Here is a 17,742-nt window from a genome sequence, read left to right on the forward strand (position 1 = left end):
GCGCACTATTCCACGCCCGGTAGCCGCCGGGATTGCCCGGTCGGCCTGCTTGGCGATGAATACGTATGCAGCACAGCGATGTGCATCCGCGCCGCGAACTACCATGGCCGCTGTTCGCACAGGGGCGATGCATGAGTGGAGCCGCAACGGCACGCGGTGCGGCCAGGGTTCTGGGCCGTGCTGCGGGCCTGCTCGCCATGGCCTGTTCGGCTGCGCTGGCGCAGCCGCCGGCTGCGCCGGTCGATGCTGCATGGCAACACGGATTGTCCTGGCATGGGCAGAACGTGGAGATGGTCGAGCGCGGCCAGGGATTCGTGTTGTCCGGCGCGACATTGCCGCGCACGATCGCCGCGCAGCCACTGCGCAGCCAGACCGCCAGCCCGTTGTTCGATGGCCTGTTCGCGCTGGCCCAGGCTGAGCTGGAACAGGCACAGGTCGAGTCGATCACCGATGGCGCCTTCGACAACGGCCAGCCGATCGCCTGCCCGTGCTTCGAGACCGGCGAGAAATGGCGCTACGTCTGGACCCGCGATGTCTCCTACGCGGCCGACCTGGCGCTGGCGCGGGTGTCGCCCGGGCGCACGCGTGCTTCGTTGCGCTTCAAGCTCTCCGGTGTGCGCGCTCCGGCCGTCGCCGATGGCTTCTTCGTCGCCCAGGACACCGGCTCCGGCGGCAGCTGGCCGATCAGCAGCGACCGCGTGGTCTGGTTCCTGGCGGCACGCCATCTCATCAATGGCGCCGATGCCGACGCCATACGCTTCGCTGACGAGACCTGGCGCGCGCTGACCGGCACGCTGGCGCAGGACCGCCAGTTCGTCTTCGACGCGTCCGTGGGCCTGTACCGTGGCGAGACCTCCTTCCTCGACTGGCGCGAACAGTCCTACCCGCGCTGGACCGCGGACGATGTCGGCTTCATCGCGCAATCGTTCGCGCTGTCGACCAACGTGCTGCAGTACCAGGCGCTGCGACTGGGCGAGCAGATGGCCAGGCAGCGCGGCGATGCGCGCGCGGCCACATACGCCACCCAGGCCCAGGCGCTCGCCGGGGCCATCGATCGCGCGTTCTGGCGCGAGGATCGCGGCCTGTACATGAGCTACATCGGCACCGCCGAGCATCGCGTGCCGTTCGAGGCCTATGACCTGCTCGGCCTGGCGCTGGTAATCGAAAGCGGCATCGCGCCGCCAGAACGCGCACGCCGCGCGCTGTCGCGTTACCCTGCGCTGGAGACCGGCAGCCCGGTCATCTGGCCGCAACAGCCCGACACCGCGATCTACCACAACCGCGCGATCTGGCCGTTCGTGAGCGCCTACGCGCTGCGCGCCGCGCGCACGGTGGGGCATGCGCCGCGCATCGCCCACGAGATCCGCTCGCTCATGCGCGGCGCCGCGCTGGCCGGTTCCAACATGGAGAACTACGAACTGGTCACGCAGGCCGTGCACGTCGACGACGGCGCGCTCAGCGGGCCGGTGGTCAATTCGCCGCGGCAGCTATGGTCGGTCGCGGCGTACCTGGACATGGTGATCGAAGGCGTGTTCGGGGTCGGCGAGGACGGCAGCGTCAAGCCGATGCTGCCGGTCGAACTGGTGCCGATGCTGTTCGGTGGACAGGACCGGATCTCGCTGCAGTTGCCCGGGCGGAAGGTGACCTTGCGGCGCCCGCACGCGATCGATGGCGACCTGCTGGTCGCGGGTGCATCGCATGCGGACGGCGCGGACACCGTGGTCGACCTCATCGCCACCCGCAGCGCACCGGCAACGCTGGCAACGGACGCGGCGGTCACGGCGCCGGCGTCGCCCGGGGCTCCCGAACTGCGCGAAGTCGGCAGGCAATGGCAGGTGGCGCTGGCCGCCGGCACCCGGCTGTACGTCGATGGCAAGCGCAGCGCCGATGCAGGCGCGGCGGCGACCACCGTCACCCTGGCCGCGCGACCCTTCCAGCAGTGCCTGAGCCTGGCCCGTGTCGGCGCGGACGGGCTGGAGTCGCTGCAAGGCCCGACCCGCTGCGTCGGGGCGGAGACGGAAGTCGCGGGCGACTGGCCGCGGCGCTGGACCGCGCCGGCCGATGGCCGCTTCTCGGTCCGCCTGGACTTCCTCAACAACCACGGCCCGATCAATACCGGTATTACCGCCGCGGTGAAGACGCTGGTGGTGGATTGCACCGGGCAGGCGCCGCAGACCGGCACGCTGGTCATGCCGCATGGCCAGGCACGGCAGCGCTCGAGCGCGGTGGTGTTCAGTGCGAAAGCCGGGGCGGCGTGCCGCTTCGAACTGCGCGATGGCTTCAACATGAGCTATCTGAGCCATTTCGCCCATTACACCGGGGGAACTGGCGGGGCAGGCGGTGCGTTGAACTCGGCCGAGGTGGGCGCTTTGCACCTGGTCCCACTTCCGGTCATCCCCGCCAAAGCGGGGACCCAGTGACTTCCGCGGCTGGCGAAGTCAAAGTCGAAGTCCCTGGGGTCTCGCTTCGCGGGAATGACGGGCTCCAATCACATCGGGATCGGGACGCAATGACCACCAAACCGCAGCTGTCGTTCTGGCAGATCTGGAACATGTGCTTCGGGTTCCTCGGCATCCAGTTCGGATTCGCCCTGCAGAACGCCAATGTCAGCCGCATCTTCCAGACCCTCGGCGCGAGCGTCGACGAAATTCCGGCGCTGTGGATCGCCGCGCCGCTGACCGGGCTGATCGTGCAGCCGATCGTCGGTTACCTCAGCGACCGCACCTGGACCGGGCTGGGGCGGCGCCGGCCGTACTTCCTCGTTGGCGCGGTGCTGGCCACGCTGGCGCTGTGCGCGATGCCGAACTCGCCGACGCTGTGGATCGCCGCCGGCCTGCTGTGGGTGCTCGACGCCTCGATCAACGTTTCGATGGAGCCCTTCCGCGCCTTCGTTGGCGACCAGCTGCCGACCTCGCAGCGCGCCAGCGGCTTCGCCATGCAGAGTTTTTTCATCGGCATCGGCTCGGTGATCGCCAGCCTGCTGCCGTGGTTCCTTGCCCAGGTCGGCGTCGGCAACACCGCAGGGCCCGGTGAGGTGCCCGACACCGTGCGCTACGCGTTCTACTTCGGCGGTGCGGTGCTGATGCTCTCGGTCGGCTGGACCATCCTGCGCACCCGCGAGTACCCGCCGGAGGTGCTGCGCGCGCACGACACGCTGCAGCGCGCGCCGCGGCGCACGCTCGACCACGCCCGCGCACGTCGCAATGGCCTGCTCTGGCTGGTGCTCGGTGCGGCCGGCGCCTACGTGGTGCTGCACTACGCGCTCGACCGCCAGCTGTATGTACTGGCCGGACTCGCTGCCGGCTACGGACTGGCGCTGCTGGTGGTGACGCTGATGCGGCGCGACAGCGCCTTCGCCCACATCATCGGCGACATGCACGACATGCCGGCGGAAATGCGCCGGCTCGCGGTCGTCCAGTTCTTCTCCTGGTTCGCGCTGTTCGGCATGTGGATCTACACCACCGGCGCGGTGACCGGCGTCCATTACGGCACCAGCGACACCGGCTCGGCGCTGTACAACGAAGGCGCCAACTGGGTCGGCGTGCTGTTCGCGGCCTACAACGGCTTCGCCGCACTGGCGGCGATCGTGATCCCGTGGATGGTGCGCCGCATCGGCCTGCGCATGAGCCATCTGATCAACGTATGGCTCGGTGGCCTGGGCCTGATCTCGTTCCTGTTCATCCGCGACCCGCACTGGCTGCTGCTGTCGATGGTCGGTGTCGGCTTCGCCTGGGCCTCGATCCTGTCGCTGCCGTACGCACTGCTGGCCGACAGCGTGCCGGCGGAGAAGATGGGCGTGTTCATGGGCATCTTCAACTTCTTCATCGTGATCCCGCAGCTGGTCGCGGCGAGCCTGCTCGGCTTCCTGCTCAAGACCTTTTTCGGCGGCCAGCCGATCCAGGCGCTGACCATAGGCGCGGTCAGCCTGTTCGTCGCCGGATTGTGCGTGCTGCGCGTGCAGGATCCCCGCACGGCCACGCTTGCCGCCAGCCATTGAGACGATTGCCCATGCCGAATCCGAAGTTCCGACCGCTTGCCGCCGTTCTGTTGGCCGCCCTCTCCGCGCAGGCCGCTGCGGCCGATGCGGCACCGGACTACTACGGCACGCTTGAACCGTTCGCCAGCGAGTCGGTGTACTTCGTCGTCACCGACCGCTTCGTCAATGGCGACACCGGCAACGACCACCGTGACCAGGGCGGGCCGGATCCGGCGACGCGCAGCTTCGACCGGCCGATCCCCGGCCCGGACGGCGAGAGCGACAACATCGGCTACCTCGGCGGCGACTTCAAAGGCGTGCTGGACAACGTCGGCTACATCCGCGACATGGGCTTCACCGCGGTATGGATCACGCCCATCGTCGACCAGCCCGATGCGGCGTTCACCGGCGGCAAGCCGGTCAGCTGGGGCAGCTTCTGGACCGACCAGGGCAAGACCGGCTACCACGGCTACTGGGGCGTCAACTTCTACAAGCTCGACGAACACCTGCCCAGCCCGGGCCTGGATTTCGCCGGCTTCACCCAGGCGATGCACGGCCAGAAGATGAAGGTGGTGCTCGACATCGTCGGCAACCACGCCTCGCCGGCGTTCTCGATGCCGAAGAGCCAGCCGGAGTTCGGCAAGGTCTACGATCGCGACGGCAAGCTGCTCGCCGATCACCAGAACCTGCCGCCTGACCAGCTCGATCCCGCGCACAACCCGCTGCACGCGTTCTTCCGCGCACCTGCGGAGATCGCCGAGCTGGCCAGCTTCAACGACGGCAACCCGGCCGTGCTCGACTACCTGTCCGGCGCCTACCTGCAGTGGCTGGGACAGGGCGCCGACGCGCTGCGCATCGACACCATCGGCTGGATGCCGCACACCTTCTGGAAACAGTTCGCCGATCGCATGCGCGCGCAGCGGCCGGGGCTTTTCATGTTCGGCGAGAACTTCGAGTACGACCCGGCCAAGATCGCACCGCACACCTGGGCGAAGAACGGCTCGATCAGCGTGCTCGATTTCCCGCTCAAGGAGCGCATGGCGCAGGTGTTCGGCCGCGGCGACAAACCGCACGGCTTCGAGAACCTGCAGCCGCGCCTGTACCTGCAAGGCGGCCCATACGCGAACCCGTACGAGCTGATGACGTTCTACGACAACCACGACATGCCGCGCCTGGACGCCAGCGACAACGGCTTCATCGATGCGCACAACTGGTTGTTCACCGCGCGAGGCATCCCGGTGGTCTATTACGGCTCGGAAGTGGGCTTCATGCGTGGCCGCGCCGAGCATGCCGGCAATCGCAACTATTTCGGCCAGGAGCGGGTCGACGCCGCGGTTGGCAACCCGATCCGCGAGAACCTCAAGCGCATCGCCAGGGTACGCGCCGCTTCACCGGCGTTGCAGCGTGGCGTGCAGCTGGACGTGCTGCTCCAGGGCGACCGCGCGGCGTTCTATCGCGTCTACCAGCACGAGGGCGTTGCGCAGATCGCGCTGGTGCTGCTCAACAAGGGCGATGCGCCGGCGCAGTTCGAAGTGAAGCGCTGGTTGCAGCCGGGGCAGTGGAAAGCGGCCATCGGCGGTGGCCAGGTCGGCGTTGCCGAAGGCAAGTCGCTCGCGGCAACGGTGCCGGCGCATGGGGTCGAGGTGTACCTGCTGGATGCGCCGGTGGTTCGCGCAGACCTGGCGCGCGCGCTGGATGCGGCAATGCGGACGAAGCGCCCGCAGTGAACCACCACCCGTACACCGCCACCCGTTCGCCGGCACCGTTCGCCGCCACCCGTTCGCCGGCACCCGTTCGCCGGCACCCGTTCACCGGCACCCGTTCGCCGGCACCCGTTCGCCCTGAGCGTAGGTGCGAAGCACCGAAGTCGAAGGGTGTAGGCCGCCGGCAAGCCCATCCTTCGACTTCGGCCTTCCAGGCCTACGCTCAGGACGAACGGGGCGATGAGTTCGTCGGACGAACGGGGCGATGAGTTCGTCGGAAGAACGGTGGCCCCAGTTCGAGCGGGCTACGCCCCGCTCGACTTGCGCACCACCAGCGACGCCGGCAGGGTGATGCTCTGCGTCGCCTCGCCGTGGACCTGGCGCATCAGCGTTTCCACCAGCAGTTCGCCGGCGCGCTTGGTGTCCTGGAACACGGTGGTCAGCGGCGGCGTGGCGAAGCGCGCCATCGGGATGTCGTCGAAACCGACCACGGCGACGTCCTCGGGCACGCGCAGGCCGGCATCGGCCAGCGCGCGCATGGCGCCGATGGCGATCAGGTCGCTGGCGGCGAACACCGCATCGAACGCGCCGCCGCGCTCGATCAGTTCGGCGGCGGCGTTGTAGCCGTCCTCTTCGGAGCTTTCCGCATCGACCTGGAGGATCGCCTCCATCGCCGCGCCGACTTCGCGCAGGGCGGCGTCGCAGCCGCGGAAGCGGTCGAAGAACTCGGGGCAATGACTGGACGCGCCGCCGAGGAAGGCGATGCGCCGCCGGCCCAGGCCGACCAGATGCTCACCCGCCAGGCGGCCACCGTTGAAGTTGTCGCAGCCGATCGACTGGCCCGGCTGGTCCGGCAGCACCGCGCCCCAGCGCACGAAGCGCGTGCCCTGCTCGACCAGCTTCTCGAGCTTGCCCTGGTAGGCCAGGTAATCGCCGTAGCCGAGCAGGATCAGGCCGTCGGCCTTCATGCTGTCCTCGTAGTCGGCGTGCCAGTCGTCCGACAGCTGCTGGAACGAGATCAGCAGGTCCTGGCCCTCGCGCGCGCAGGCGCGGGTGATCGAGCCGACCATCGACAGGAAGAACGGGTTGATGTGCGACTCGTCCGGGGTCGGGTCCTCGAACAGCAGCAGGGCCAGCGTGCCCGAGCGCTGCGTGCGCAGGCTGGAGGCGTGGCGGTCGACCTTGTAGTTGAGTTCGCGGACCGCATCCTCGACCCGGCGCCGGGTCTCGGCATTGACCAGCGGGCTGCCCCGCAACACCCGCGACACCGTTGCCTGCGAGACGCCGGCGCGGTGGGCGATGTCCAGCGAGGTGGTTTTGGTCTTCTTGCTGCGACCGATGAACTGCAATTGCGACATCCAGGCAGTGTAGGGAGCGTTGTCCCACAAGGCATGCCGCAGCGCAGCGGAACGGTGCGCCGGCCCCGGTTGCCGGGGCCCGCGCCCCGGCCCGGTATCACCTTCGGATCACCGTCGTCACGACAACCTCAAAACAGGACCTACAGCGTTTCAGGGCTGCCATTGTTCCAAACGCGCCCCCCGCTACACTGCCCGAGGCTTGCTATCAGCGGGTACGTCCCCAACATGCTGGTCAGGTTGGTGCCTCCTGGTCGCTCATTGCGACGCTGCATCGCCGTTCCGCGCTTTGGCCACATCGCGCGAGCAGGGCATCGGGCCCTGCAGATGGAGTTTCCCCCGCGAGGTGCACGTGTCCGGTCCCAGTCTTGTCAAGGAAGTAGCCATTGAGAGCCGGGCCGACCTGGTCGAGTTCCTCAGCTCCGGCGCGCGCCCGCGCGCGGACTGGAAGATCGGCACCGAGCACGAGAAGTTCGGTTTCCGCAACGACGACCTGCGCCCGCCCACCTTCGACGGCGATCGCGGCATCGAGGCGCTGCTCAAGGGCCTGACCCGATTCGGCTGGCAGCCGGTCGAGGAGCATCTGCTCGACCAGCCCGGCCGCGTCATCGCGCTCACCCGCGACCAGGCCTCGGTGTCGCTGGAGCCGGCCGGCCAGCTCGAGCTGTCCGGCGCGCCGCTGGAGAACCTGCACCAGACCTGCAGCGAGACCTCCAGCCACCTCAAGGAAGTGCGCGCGGTCGCCGAGCCGATGGGCCTGGGCTTCCTCGGCATGGGCTTCCAGCCCAAGTGGCGCCGCGACGAGATGCCGTGGATGCCCAAGGGCCGCTACAAGATCATGCGCGAGTACATGCCCAAGGTCGGCTCGCTCGGCCTGGACATGATGACGCGCACCTCCACGGTGCAGGTCAACCTCGACGTCGGCTCGGAAGCCGACATGGTGAAGAAGTTCCGCGTGTCGCTGGCGCTGCAGTCGATCGCGACCGCGCTGTTCGCCGACTCGCCGTTCACCGAGGGCAAGCCCAACGGCTACCTCAGCTACCGCTCGCACATCTGGACCGACACCGACGCCGGTCGCACCGGCCTGCTCGATTTCGTCTTCGAGGACGGCTTCGGCTACGAGCGCTACACCGATTACCTGCTCGACGTGCCCATGTACTTCGTCTACCGCGACGGTCAGTACATCGACGCGTCGGGCCAGTCGTTCCGCGATTTCCTCGACGGCAAGCTGCCGGCCTACCCGGGGCATCGACCGTTGCTGCGCGACTGGGCCGACCACAGCACCACCGCCTTCCCGGAGGTGCGCCTGAAGAAGTACCTGGAGATGCGCGGCGCCGACTCCGGTCCGTGGAACCGCATCTGCGCGCTGCCGGCGTTCTGGGTCGGCCTGCTCTATGACGATGTCGCGCTCGACGCCGCCTGGGACCTGGTCAAGGATTTCAGCCTGGACGAGCGCCACGCCCTGCGCGACGGCGTGCCGCGGCAGGCGCTGAAGCTGCCGTTCCGCGGCGGCACCGTGCTCGATCTGGCCCGCAAGGCGCTGGAGATTTCCGCCCACGGCCTGGCCCGCCGCGCGCGCCACAACCACAACGGCGCGGACGAGTCGATCTACCTGGCGCCGATGATGGAGTTCGCCGAGGCCGGCATCACCCCGGCCGAGCGCAAGCTCGAGCTGTTCCATGGCTCATGGGGCGGCAGCGTCGACCCGGTGTTCACCGAGTTTGCCTACTGATCAGAAGCGCGACGCCACCAGCTTCACGTCCGCCCACTCCCATGCCGCCGCCTGGCGCCGCTCGGTCTCGCTCGCGTCCTGCTTGAGCTTCTTCTGCGCCTGCGCCAGGCCGTAGAGCGACCAGCCGTTCTCGGGGAATTTCTTCAGGTCTTCCTGGTACACCGCCACCGCATCCTTGGCGCGGCCGGCATCGATCAGCGCCGCGCCCAGGTACGGACGCACCGGCAGCGGCCAGTCCGGCGGTTCGTTGTAGTTGAGCTTGTCCTCGGCGGCGACGGCTTCGCCCAGGGCGGCCAGGCCCGGCTTGCGCTCGCGCTGTGCCAGCGCGATCTCGCCGCGCAGCATCGGCTCGGCGACAGCGAGCACCTTGTCGGCGCTGTTCATGCCGAACAGCCCGACCTTCGCCAACCCGGGATCGGCGGCGATCGCCTGCAGCGCGCGAAGTTCCCTGCGCGCGGCGGCCGGCTTGTCGGTGCGAACCAGCGCCATGCCGCGGGCGAAATGCCAGACTCCGCGCGGGAACGGCAGGGCGGCCGGCGCTTCCTTCGTCGCCAGGATCGCCTCCCATTCGCCAAAGCGCACCTGCGCGAACAACGGCGTGACCAGGAACTGCTGCATGAAGCTCATCGCTTCCATCTGCTGCGGATCGACCCGCTGCGCCGTCTGTTCGGCCGCCTGCAAGGTCAGCGTGCGCGAACCCTGGAGGGCGGCCGACATCGCCGCGAAGTGCCAGTTGTGCGGGACGTAGCCGAGCGGATAGGCGCCGTTGCTGCCACGGCACACCGCAAGGAATTCCTTGTCGGCGGTGCTCGCGGCGAAGTTGCTCAGGGTGGCGTCGTGGTAACGGCCGACGCGGATGTAGATGTGCGCCGGCATGTGCACCAGGTGGCCGGAGCCCGGCGCCAGTGACGCGAGCTTGTCGGCATAGGGTTCGGCCCGGCTGGGATCGTTCGAAGCCTCGACCGCATGGATGTAGTAGTGCGCCGCGCCGATGTGGTTCGGGTTGCGCTTGAGCACCTTCTCCAGCATCGCCACCATCGTTCCTGTCTGCAGGCCTGGCTGGCCATCGGCGTTCCAGTACGCCCACGGTGAGAGGTCCATCAGCGATTCGGCATACAGCGTGGCGATGTCGTCGTCGTCGGGGAACTGCTTGGCCGCCTCGCCCATCGCCTTTGCGTAGGCTTCGTCCAGGGCCTTGCGGTCATCGGGCGCGGGCGAGGTGTAGCGCTGGGTCAGGGCCGCGATCAGTGCGCGGTCGGCGGGTCTGGCGCCCTTGGCGAGATCCTGGGCGCGGGTGGCGAGCAGCGTCGCGTCGGCCGCCAGTTCCGGCGGCATCGGCAGGTTGATGTTGGGACCAAGCACCAGCGCCTGGCCCCACACGCACATCGCGCACTTGGGGTCGAGGCGTTCGGCCTGCGCGAACGATCGGCCGGCGGCTTCGTGGTTGAAGCCGTAAGCCAGCCGCAGGCCCTGGTCGAAGTAGCGCTGCGCTTCGGGCACGCGGGTGCCGATGTCGCGGTGCAGTTCGCCGAACGTTTCGAACAACGGCGGCGCCGCCGCGGCCTTCTCGTCGCGGGTGGTCGGAACTTCGCAGGAGATCAGGGCGAAGCAGCTCAGCAACAGGACGAGCGGTCGAGTCATGGCGGTCGCGCGGGAAAGGGGCCAAAGGCATTGAACGTCATCCACCACCGGGGGAGGTCGCCGGGCCCGTGAACAGGCCGGGGGCGGCCACCTGCATCTGTTGCGGCTGAAACCGTCGCCGTTAATTGTTGCAGTGCGGTAGGCTCGGCGGATGACCATGAGCCGCGCCACCGTGTCCGCCTCCGAGTCCGCTGCGGAGCCCGCCGAAGAACCCCTGCGCGTCGTCGAGTTCGCGCCCAACGATGCCCTGCTGCGCGAGGACGTCAAGACCGTCGGCGCCCTGGTCGGCGAAATCCTCGCCGAGCAGCGCGGCCCGCAGTTTCTGGCCGAGGTCGAGCGGTTGCGTCGCGCCGCGATCCGCCGCCGCGAAAGCCAGGCGCCGGTAGCCGAACTGGCGCAGGCGCTGGCCGGCACCGAGCTCGAACACGCCGGCGACCTGGTCCGCGCCTTCGCCACCTACTTCCAGGCCGTCAACGTCGCCGAGCGCGTGCACCGCATCCGTCGCCGTCGCGACTACGAGCGCCGCGGCGCCAGCGCCCAGCCGGGCAGCCTGCGCGAGGTCCTGGCCTCGCTTGCCGCGCAGGGCGTGAGCCTGGACGAAGTGGTCGCGCTGCTGTCGCGCCTGCGCATCGAGCCGGTGTTCACCGCGCACCCGACCGAAGCGGTGCGGCGCGCGCTGCTGGAGAAGGAACGGCAGATCGTCACCTGCCTGATTGACGACATCGACCGCAGCCGCACGCCCTACGAACACCGCTCCGACCTGGAGCGCATGCGCCTGGCGCTGACAGCCGGCTGGCAGACCGCCGAAGCCTCGCCGGTGAAGCCGAGCGTGGCCGACGAATTCGAGCACGTCGGTTTCTACTTGTCGGAAGTGCTGTACCGCGTGCTGCCGGTGTTCTACGAAGTGTTCGAGGACGCACTGCGCGAGGCCTACGGCGAAGCGACGCCGGCACCGGACGTGATCGGCTTCGGCACCTGGGTCGGTGGCGACATGGATGGCAACCCGAACGTGGGCGCCGACACCATCGCCGCCAGCCTGGCCGGGCAGCGCAAGCTCGTGCTGGGCGCGTACCGCCAGGAAGTGGCCGCGCTCGGCGAGCTGCTGAGCCAGTCGCTGGGCCGCGTCAGCGTCGCCGACGAGGTGATGGCGCGCATCGAGGAATACCGCTACCTGCTGCCCAAGGCCGCTGCAGCCTTGCGTCCGCGCCATGCCGACATGCCTTATCGCAATCTGCTGGCGCTGATCGGCGCGCGCCTGCGCGCCACCGCCGAGGACCACGTCCACGGTTACCCGGACGCGGCTGCATTCCTCGCCGACATCGTGACGATCGAGCGCAGCCTGGCCGCGCACCAGGGCGAGCATGCCGGCGGCTTCGCCGTGCGCCGCCTGCGCCGCCGCGTGGAGTGCTTCGGTTTCCATCTGGCCAGCCTCGACCTGCGCCAGGACTCGGCCACGCATGACGCCGCGCTGGCCGAATTGCTCGGCGATTCGTCCTGGGAATCGCGCAGCCGCGAGCAGCGCGCGCAGCGCCTGCATGCACTGCTCGACGGCACTGCGCCGGCGCCGACGCTCGGCAATGGCCACGCGAGGTCGACACTGGATGTGTTCCGCGCGGTGGCGCGGCTGCGCCCGCGCTACGGCCCGCGCGCGTTTGGTCCGTACATCGTCAGCATGAGCCGCAGCGCCGCCGATGCGCTGGCGGTGCTGGCGCTGGCGCGGATCGCCGGCTGTGTCGATGGCGATGGCCGCGTGCCGCTCGATGTCGCGCCGCTGTTCGAAACCGTCGACGATCTCGATGCCGCCGCCGACACCCTGCGCGCGTTGTTTGCCGACCCGGTCTATCGCCGCCACCTGGCCGCGCGCGGCGATCGCCAGGTGGTGATGCTGGGCTACTCCGACAGCGCCAAGGACGGCGGCATGCTGGCCTCGCGCTGGGCGCTGCAGCGCACCCAGATCGCGTTGACCGCGCTGGCGCAGGAAAGTGGCGTGCGCATCGCCTTCTTCCATGGCCGCGGCGGTTCGATCAGCCGCGGTGGCGGCAAGACCGAGCGCGCGGTCATCGCCGCGCCGCGCGGCTCGGTCGACGGCTACCTGCGCCTGACCGAGCAGGGCGAAGTGATCCACCGCAAGTACGGCATCCGCGCGATCGCCCTGCGCAATCTCGAACAGGCCGCTGGCGCCGTGCTGCGCGCGACCCTGCGCCCGCGCCCGCCGGAACCACGCGAAGCGACCTGGCGCGCGATCACCAACGAGTTGTCGGCCAACGCACGCAGCCATTACCGCGCGCTGGTGCACGAGCATCCGGACTTCCCGGCCTACTTCCGCGCCGCAACGCCCATCGACGTGATCGAACGCCTGCGCATCGGCTCGCGGCCGGCCAAGCGCGCCGGCGACGGCGACGTGTCGTCGTTGCGGGCGATCCCGTGGGTGTTCGCGTGGTCGCAGAACCGCGCCGGCCTGACCGCCTGGTATGGCGTGGGCAGCGCGTTGACGCATGCGCTGGAGACACACGGCCGCGAGACGCTGGCGGAGATGGCGCGCGACTGGCCGTTCTTCGGCACCCTGATCGACGACCTGGAGATGATGCTGGCCAAGTCGGACCCTGCGATCTTCGAGCAGTACTCGCTGCTCGCCGGCGAATTGCACGAACGCTTCCACCCCGGCATCGCCGCCGAGTTCGAACGCACCCGCGCCGCGGTGCTGGCGATCAAGGGCAGCGACGAACTGCTCGCCGGCGACTATCGCCTGCGCCAGTCGATCCGCCTGCGCAACCCGTACGTGGACCCGATCAGCCTGCTGCAGGTCGACCTGCTGACCCGCTGGCGCGCCGCCGGCCGGCCGGACGACGAACTGCTGCAGGCGCTGGTGGCGACGGTCAACGGCATCTCGGCCGGCATCCAGAACACCGGGTGAGCGCCGGCAAGAGGCAATCGCCAGCCAGGGAAACACCAGCTTTACGCGCGAGGCCTAGAATCATCGGTTGCTCCCGCACCGGATCCGCCTCCCATGAAAAGCCGTGCCGCCGTCGCCTTCGCCCCGGGCCAGCCGTTGCAGATCGTCGAGATCGACGTCGCCCCGCCCAGGGCCGGCGAAGTGCTGGTGAAGATCACCCACACCGGTGTCTGCCACACCGATGCGTTCACCCTCAGCGGCGACGACCCGGAAGGCATCTTCCCAAGCGTGCTCGGCCACGAGGGCGGGGGCATCGTCGTCGAGGTCGGTGAAGGCGTCACCAGCGTCAAGCCTGGCGATCACGTCATCCCGCTGTACACGGCCGAATGCCGCAAGTGCAAGTTCTGCCTCTCAGGCAAGACCAACCTGTGCCAGGCCGTGCGCGCCACCCAGGGCAAGGGCCTGATGCCGGACGGCACCACGCGCTTCTCCTACAACGGCCAACCGATTTACCACTACATGGGCACCAGCACCTTCAGCGAGTACACGGTCGTGGCCGAAGTCTCGCTGGCCGTGGTCAACCCGCAGGCGCCGCTGGAGAAGGTCTGCCTGCTCGGCTGCGGCGTCACCACCGGCATTGGCGCCGTGCACAACACCGCCAAGGTCAAGGAAGGCGACAGCGTCGCCGTGTTCGGCCTGGGCGGCATCGGCCTGGCGGTGATCCAGGGCGCGAAGCAGGCCAGGGCCGGCCGCATCGTCGCGGTGGACACCAACCCCGGCAAGTTCGAGCTGGCGCGCAGCATGGGCGCGACCGACTGCATCAACCCGAAGGACCACGACAAGCCGATCCAGGACGTCATCGTCGAACTCACCGACGGCGGCGTCGACTTCAGCTTCGAATGCATCGGCAACGTCGATGTCATGCGCGCGGCGCTGGAGTGCTGCCACAAGGGTTGGGGCGAGAGCGTCATCATCGGCGTCGCCGGCGCTGGCCAGGAAATCCGCACGCGCCCGTTCCAGCTGGTCACCGGCCGCGTCTGGCGCGGCACCGCCTTCGGTGGCGTCAAGGGCCGCACGCAGCTGCCGGGCATGGTCGAGCAGGCGATGAAGGGCGAGATCGACCTCGATCCTTTCATCACCCACACCATGCCGCTGGAGCAGATCAACGAGGCCTTCGACCTGATGCACGAAGGCAAGTCGATCCGGACGGTGATCCACTTCTGAAGGAGCCACCAGGGGAACGCACACGCGTCGATGCGAACCTGCGGCGCAATGATCGGAGGTGAACGATGAACAGTGCAGTCTCCATCCATCCTGCCGTCGACCAGGGCGTGCGCCCGGGTGGCGCGGCCGACTTTGCCGGCGGCACGCTGCAATGCAGGTGCGCCGACAAACCCGTCAAGGTCCGTGTCGGCGCACAGACCGCGCACAACCATGTCTGATGGATGCGATGTCCGCGCACGCGGCGAAGAAATCCGGCGTGCTCAAGGCCTGAACCCGAAAGGAGAATGATGGAACGGATCGAACGGCATGCCTGCTTCGGCGGGCAGCAGGAAGTGTGGAAGCACTCATCGAACACGCTGGGCTGCGAGATGCGGTTTGGCGTCTACCTGCCGCCACAGGCCACGCAGCGCCGGTTGCCGGTGCTGTACTGGCTCAGTGGCCTGACCTGCAGCGAACAGAACTTCATCACCAAGGCCGGCGCGCAGCGGTACGCGGCCGAGCATGGGGTGATCCTGGTCGCACCCGACACCAGCCCGCGCGGCCCCGGCATCGCCGACGCCGACGGTTATGACCTCGGCCAGGGCGCCGGCTTCTATGTCGACGCGACGCAGGCTCCGTGGGCCTCGCACTACCGGATGCACGCGTACGTCAGCAACGAACTCCCGGCGTTGGTGGAGGCGAATTTCCGCGCCAGCGATGCGCGCGCGATCAGCGGCCATTCGATGGGCGGTCACGGTGCGATCGTGACCGCGTTGCGCAATCCGGGGCGCTACCGCAGCGTTTCGGCCTTCTCGCCGATCGTCGCGCCGAGCCAGGTGCCGTGGGGCCAGAAGGCATTCTCGGCGTACCTGGGCGACGACCGCGAGGCATGGAAGGCCTGGGATGCAAGCGAACTGGTGGCGACCGCGGTCGAGCGCCTGCCGCTGCTGATCGACCAGGGCGAAGCCGACGAGTTCCTGGTGACGCAACTGCGGCCCCTGCTGCTGCAGGACGCGTGCGAAGCAGTGGGGCATCCGCTGGAAATGCGCCTGCGCCCGGGCTACGACCACAGCTACTACTACATCGCCACGTTCATCGGCGAGCACATCGCCCATCACGCGCGCGCGCTGGGCGGCTAGCGCGTCGCAGTCATCAACAAGCCGGCGCATGGGTAGCGTGGGTAGCGATGGTGGGTTCCAAGCCCGCTGTGACTTCGTCAGGCCAGCAGGAAATCCGCATACGCGAAGCGCTCATCGCGCAGCACCTTTTCGCCGGGCTGCAGCGCGACGGGCCGGCGCAGCATCGGACCGGCGTGCACCAGCGTGTGGAACTCGCCGTTCTCGCCGCACGGATCGCACGATGGCGGCAGCGCGGCGAGCAGGGCGTGGTCGAATGCACGCCCGCTGAACTCGCCCGCCAGCTGCTGCGTGTCGACGCAGCACAGCCGCGCCTGCAGGCCGGCGTCGATCATCTCGCGCGCCAGCGCCGTGGGATCGGCGCCAAAAAGCGGCGTGTCGATGCGCCAGCCAAGGCGCGCGCAGGAGGCTTCGCGCCAGGCGCGGACGTCGGCCAGGTAGAGGTCGCCGAAGGCGATGCAGTCCAGGTCCGGCCAGCGCTCGCGCGCTTGCTCCAGCGCCAGCGCGAAGGCGGCCTCGTAGCTGTCGTTGTCGCATTGCGGCGGGATCACCGCTTCGATCAGCGGCAGTCCCACCGACTCGGCCTGCGCATGCAGGATGTCGCGACGGATGCCGTGCATGGCGACGCGTTCGTAGCCGCTGGTGACGGTGGTCAGCAGCGCAACCACGTCGACATCGTCGCGCTGGCGCAGGGTATGCAGCGTCCAGGCCGCGTCCTTGCCGCCGCTCCACGACAGCAACCGCTGGCTCATGCCGAGGTCACGTCCCGCAGCTCCCAGCCACCGCCGGCGAGCAGGCGCAGGCGGTGTTTGAGCACCGTGCCGGAAATGGTCGAGGTAACGACCAGGTCGATGTGCAGGTCATCCTGCTCGCCATGCACGGAGGCGGACGGGTCGGTCGCGCCAAGCGACGGATCGACCGCATCGGGATCTTCCTGGCGCGCCTTCCAGCGTTCGAACAGCGCGTTGTCGCGCAATGCGGCCTGCAGTTGCTCGGCGAAACCCTCGGCACTTACCGCGCTGAAGGAAAACGCGGCATCGTTGCCGCGCGCGCGGGTCGCATCGGGAAGGCGGATGTAGAAACGGGTAGCCATGCACGATTCCGGTGTGGGGTCGCCACTACATTACTCCGCCACCGTGACGGCGATGATTAGCCGTGGAACTTCTGCCCCTCGGCGGCGAAGCCGACCACCACCGCGCCCTTGCCCACGTTGACCATGCCGGTCAGGCTCATCACCGATTCGAACAGCTCGATGTTGTTGCTCTCGCAGGCGTTGCGCAGGCGCTCGTATCCGGGCAGCTTGCGCATCTCGTCCAGCTCTCCGCCGTAGCTCAGGCACATCGTCGGGGTCAGCAGCTCGCCGGCGTCGACGCGTTGCGCGGCGTGATCGAACAGCTTCTCCACCGCCGGCTCGAAACCCTTGATCTTGGCCACCGGCGCAGTCTCGCCGCGGTTGCAGTGCAGTACCGGCTTGATGTCGAGCGCACTGCCGAGCGCGGCGCTGATGAAGCTGACGCTGCGGTCGCCCTTGCTGCGTGCGCGGTTGCGCAGGTAGTACAGGTCAGGCGGCACCATGTAGCCCTGGGTATGCAGGGCAAGGTGCTCCAGGCGCGCGCGGATCTTCGGCGCACCTTCACCGGCTTCGCGCAGGCGCACCGCCTCGACCGCGCCGATGCCCTGGGCGGCGAACAGGTTCTGGCTGTCGACCACGCGCAGCGCGAACGGCGTGTTGTTGCCGGCGGCCGCGCGCGCGGCCTTGTAGTCGCTGAGGATCGCGAAGCTGGCCTGCTGGGCGTTGTCGAAGATCGGGCTGCGCGTCTTGGTGATCGTCATGCAGAAGACGTAGTCGTAATCGATCACCAGGCGGCTCAGGAACAGGTCCTGGATCTGCTGCACCGTGTACGGCGTGGTCTGTGCTTCGTGGCCGCGCTCGGCGACGTGGGCATGCAGGAACTCGAGTGTCGCCTGTTCGTTGCGTCGGTCGGCGAGCACGGCCTCACCGATGCGCACGGTGATCGGCAGCACGTCTACGTTGTGTTGTTCCAGATACCCCAAAGGCAGATCGCAGGCCGAATCGACCACGAGTCCAATGCGCATGTTCCC

At 68.6% G+C, this 17,742-nt stretch carries 13 protein-coding genes; 8 read left to right on the forward strand and 5 right to left on the reverse strand.

Annotation, left to right across the window (positions count from 1 at the left end):
- Positions 1 to 131: 131 nt before the first annotated feature.
- The 3 genes from AB4Y64_RS10440 to AB4Y64_RS10450 all read left to right on the forward strand — a co-directional run bounded on the left by AB4Y64_RS10440 (position 132) and on the right by AB4Y64_RS10450 (position 5,703).
- Positions 132 to 2,420 carry a Six-hairpin glycosidase-like protein gene (locus AB4Y64_RS10440; RefSeq protein ID WP_441816393.1) on the forward strand — a complete coding sequence of 763 codons (2,289 nt, stop codon included), beginning with the start codon at positions 132 to 134 and terminating at the stop codon, positions 2,418 to 2,420.
- An 89-nt stretch (positions 2,421 to 2,509) separates the two neighbouring features.
- Positions 2,510 to 3,997: an MFS transporter gene (locus AB4Y64_RS10445; protein ID WP_441816394.1), complete on the forward strand. Its 1,488-nt coding sequence runs from the start codon at positions 2,510 to 2,512 to the stop codon at positions 3,995 to 3,997.
- Between the two features lie 11 nt (positions 3,998 to 4,008).
- Positions 4,009 to 5,703 (forward strand): alpha-amylase family glycosyl hydrolase, encoded by a 1,695-nt coding sequence (locus AB4Y64_RS10450; RefSeq protein ID WP_441816395.1) that lies wholly within the window; start codon positions 4,009 to 4,011, stop codon positions 5,701 to 5,703.
- A 281-nt stretch (positions 5,704 to 5,984) separates the two neighbouring features.
- Here AB4Y64_RS10450 and AB4Y64_RS10455 read toward each other — a convergent pair whose 3' ends face one another.
- Positions 5,985 to 7,037, reverse strand: a complete 1,053-nt coding sequence (locus AB4Y64_RS10455; protein WP_441816396.1) for a LacI family DNA-binding transcriptional regulator — start codon at positions 7,035 to 7,037, stop codon at positions 5,985 to 5,987.
- 349 nt (positions 7,038 to 7,386) lie between these two features.
- Between AB4Y64_RS10455 and AB4Y64_RS10460 the strand changes: the two genes are divergently transcribed.
- Complete coding sequence (locus tag AB4Y64_RS10460; protein ID WP_441816397.1) at positions 7,387 to 8,766, forward strand: glutamate--cysteine ligase; 1,380 nt, start codon at positions 7,387 to 7,389, stop codon at positions 8,764 to 8,766.
- On the opposite strand, the gene AB4Y64_RS10465 is transcribed toward AB4Y64_RS10460, so the two are convergent.
- On the reverse strand, positions 8,767 to 10,407 hold the full coding sequence (locus tag AB4Y64_RS10465) for a hypothetical protein (RefSeq protein WP_441816398.1): 1,641 nt from the start codon (positions 10,405 to 10,407) through the stop codon (positions 8,767 to 8,769).
- A 157-nt stretch (positions 10,408 to 10,564) separates the two neighbouring features.
- Here AB4Y64_RS10465 and ppc point away from each other — a divergent pair, with 157 nt between their 5' ends.
- The 4 genes from ppc (at position 10,565) to fghA (ending at position 15,642) form a co-directional block, all read left to right on the forward strand.
- A complete protein-coding gene (ppc, locus tag AB4Y64_RS10470; protein WP_441816399.1) occupies positions 10,565 to 13,321 on the forward strand; it encodes a phosphoenolpyruvate carboxylase in 2,757 nt (918 codons plus the stop codon).
- Positions 13,322 to 13,414: 93 nt separating this feature from the next.
- Complete coding sequence (locus tag AB4Y64_RS10475; protein WP_441816400.1) at positions 13,415 to 14,524, forward strand: S-(hydroxymethyl)glutathione dehydrogenase/class III alcohol dehydrogenase; 1,110 nt, start codon at positions 13,415 to 13,417, stop codon at positions 14,522 to 14,524.
- A 65-nt stretch (positions 14,525 to 14,589) separates the two neighbouring features.
- Positions 14,590 to 14,742, forward strand: a complete 153-nt coding sequence (locus AB4Y64_RS10480) for a hypothetical protein (RefSeq protein ID WP_441816401.1) — start codon at positions 14,590 to 14,592, stop codon at positions 14,740 to 14,742.
- Between the two features lie 69 nt (positions 14,743 to 14,811).
- Entirely contained in the window at positions 14,812 to 15,642 is an 831-nt protein-coding gene (gene fghA / locus AB4Y64_RS10485; protein ID WP_441816402.1) for an S-formylglutathione hydrolase, read from the forward strand.
- A gap of 77 nt (positions 15,643 to 15,719) precedes the next feature.
- On the opposite strand, the gene AB4Y64_RS10490 is transcribed toward fghA, so the two are convergent.
- From AB4Y64_RS10490 to AB4Y64_RS10500, 3 genes are read right to left on the reverse strand one after another with little or no spacing between them, the layout of a single operon-like run.
- On the reverse strand, positions 15,720 to 16,391 hold the full coding sequence (locus AB4Y64_RS10490) for an ATP-binding protein (RefSeq protein ID WP_441816403.1): 672 nt from the start codon (positions 16,389 to 16,391) through the stop codon (positions 15,720 to 15,722).
- A complete protein-coding gene (locus AB4Y64_RS10495; RefSeq protein ID WP_441816404.1) occupies positions 16,388 to 16,732 on the reverse strand; it encodes a hypothetical protein in 345 nt (114 codons plus the stop codon). The genes AB4Y64_RS10490 and AB4Y64_RS10495 overlap by 4 nt, the downstream gene beginning before the upstream one ends.
- Before the next feature lie 56 nt (positions 16,733 to 16,788).
- Positions 16,789 to 17,736 (reverse strand): DegV family protein, encoded by a 948-nt coding sequence (locus AB4Y64_RS10500; RefSeq protein WP_441816405.1) that lies wholly within the window; start codon positions 17,734 to 17,736, stop codon positions 16,789 to 16,791.
- Between the last annotated feature and the right edge of the window lie 6 nt (positions 17,737 to 17,742).

The organism is Lysobacter sp. TAF61, from assembly GCF_052113485.1.
Lineage (GTDB): Bacteria > Pseudomonadota > Gammaproteobacteria > Xanthomonadales > Xanthomonadaceae > Lysobacter_J.

Coding starts and splice junctions, on each gene's coding strand:
- AB4Y64_RS10490 (WP_441816403.1), bottom strand. CDS start 16,391: ATGAGCCAGCGGTTGCTGTCGTGGAGCGGCGGCAAGGACGCGGCCTGG.
- fghA (WP_441816402.1), top strand. CDS start 14,812: ATGGAACGGATCGAACGGCATGCCTGCTTCGGCGGGCAGCAGGAAGTG.
- AB4Y64_RS10465 (WP_441816398.1), bottom strand. CDS start 10,407: ATGACTCGACCGCTCGTCCTGTTGCTGAGCTGCTTCGCCCTGATCTCC.
- ppc (WP_441816399.1), top strand. CDS start 10,565: ATGAGCCGCGCCACCGTGTCCGCCTCCGAGTCCGCTGCGGAGCCCGCC.
- AB4Y64_RS10440 (WP_441816393.1), top strand. CDS start 132: ATGAGTGGAGCCGCAACGGCACGCGGTGCGGCCAGGGTTCTGGGCCGT.
- AB4Y64_RS10475 (WP_441816400.1), top strand. CDS start 13,415: ATGAAAAGCCGTGCCGCCGTCGCCTTCGCCCCGGGCCAGCCGTTGCAG.
- AB4Y64_RS10450 (WP_441816395.1), top strand. CDS start 4,009: ATGCCGAATCCGAAGTTCCGACCGCTTGCCGCCGTTCTGTTGGCCGCC.
- AB4Y64_RS10445 (WP_441816394.1), top strand. CDS start 2,510: ATGACCACCAAACCGCAGCTGTCGTTCTGGCAGATCTGGAACATGTGC.
- AB4Y64_RS10495 (WP_441816404.1), bottom strand. CDS start 16,732: ATGGCTACCCGTTTCTACATCCGCCTTCCCGATGCGACCCGCGCGCGC.
- AB4Y64_RS10480 (WP_441816401.1), top strand. CDS start 14,590: ATGAACAGTGCAGTCTCCATCCATCCTGCCGTCGACCAGGGCGTGCGC.
- AB4Y64_RS10500 (WP_441816405.1), bottom strand. CDS start 17,736: ATGCGCATTGGACTCGTGGTCGATTCGGCCTGCGATCTGCCTTTGGGG.
- AB4Y64_RS10455 (WP_441816396.1), bottom strand. CDS start 7,037: ATGTCGCAATTGCAGTTCATCGGTCGCAGCAAGAAGACCAAAACCACC.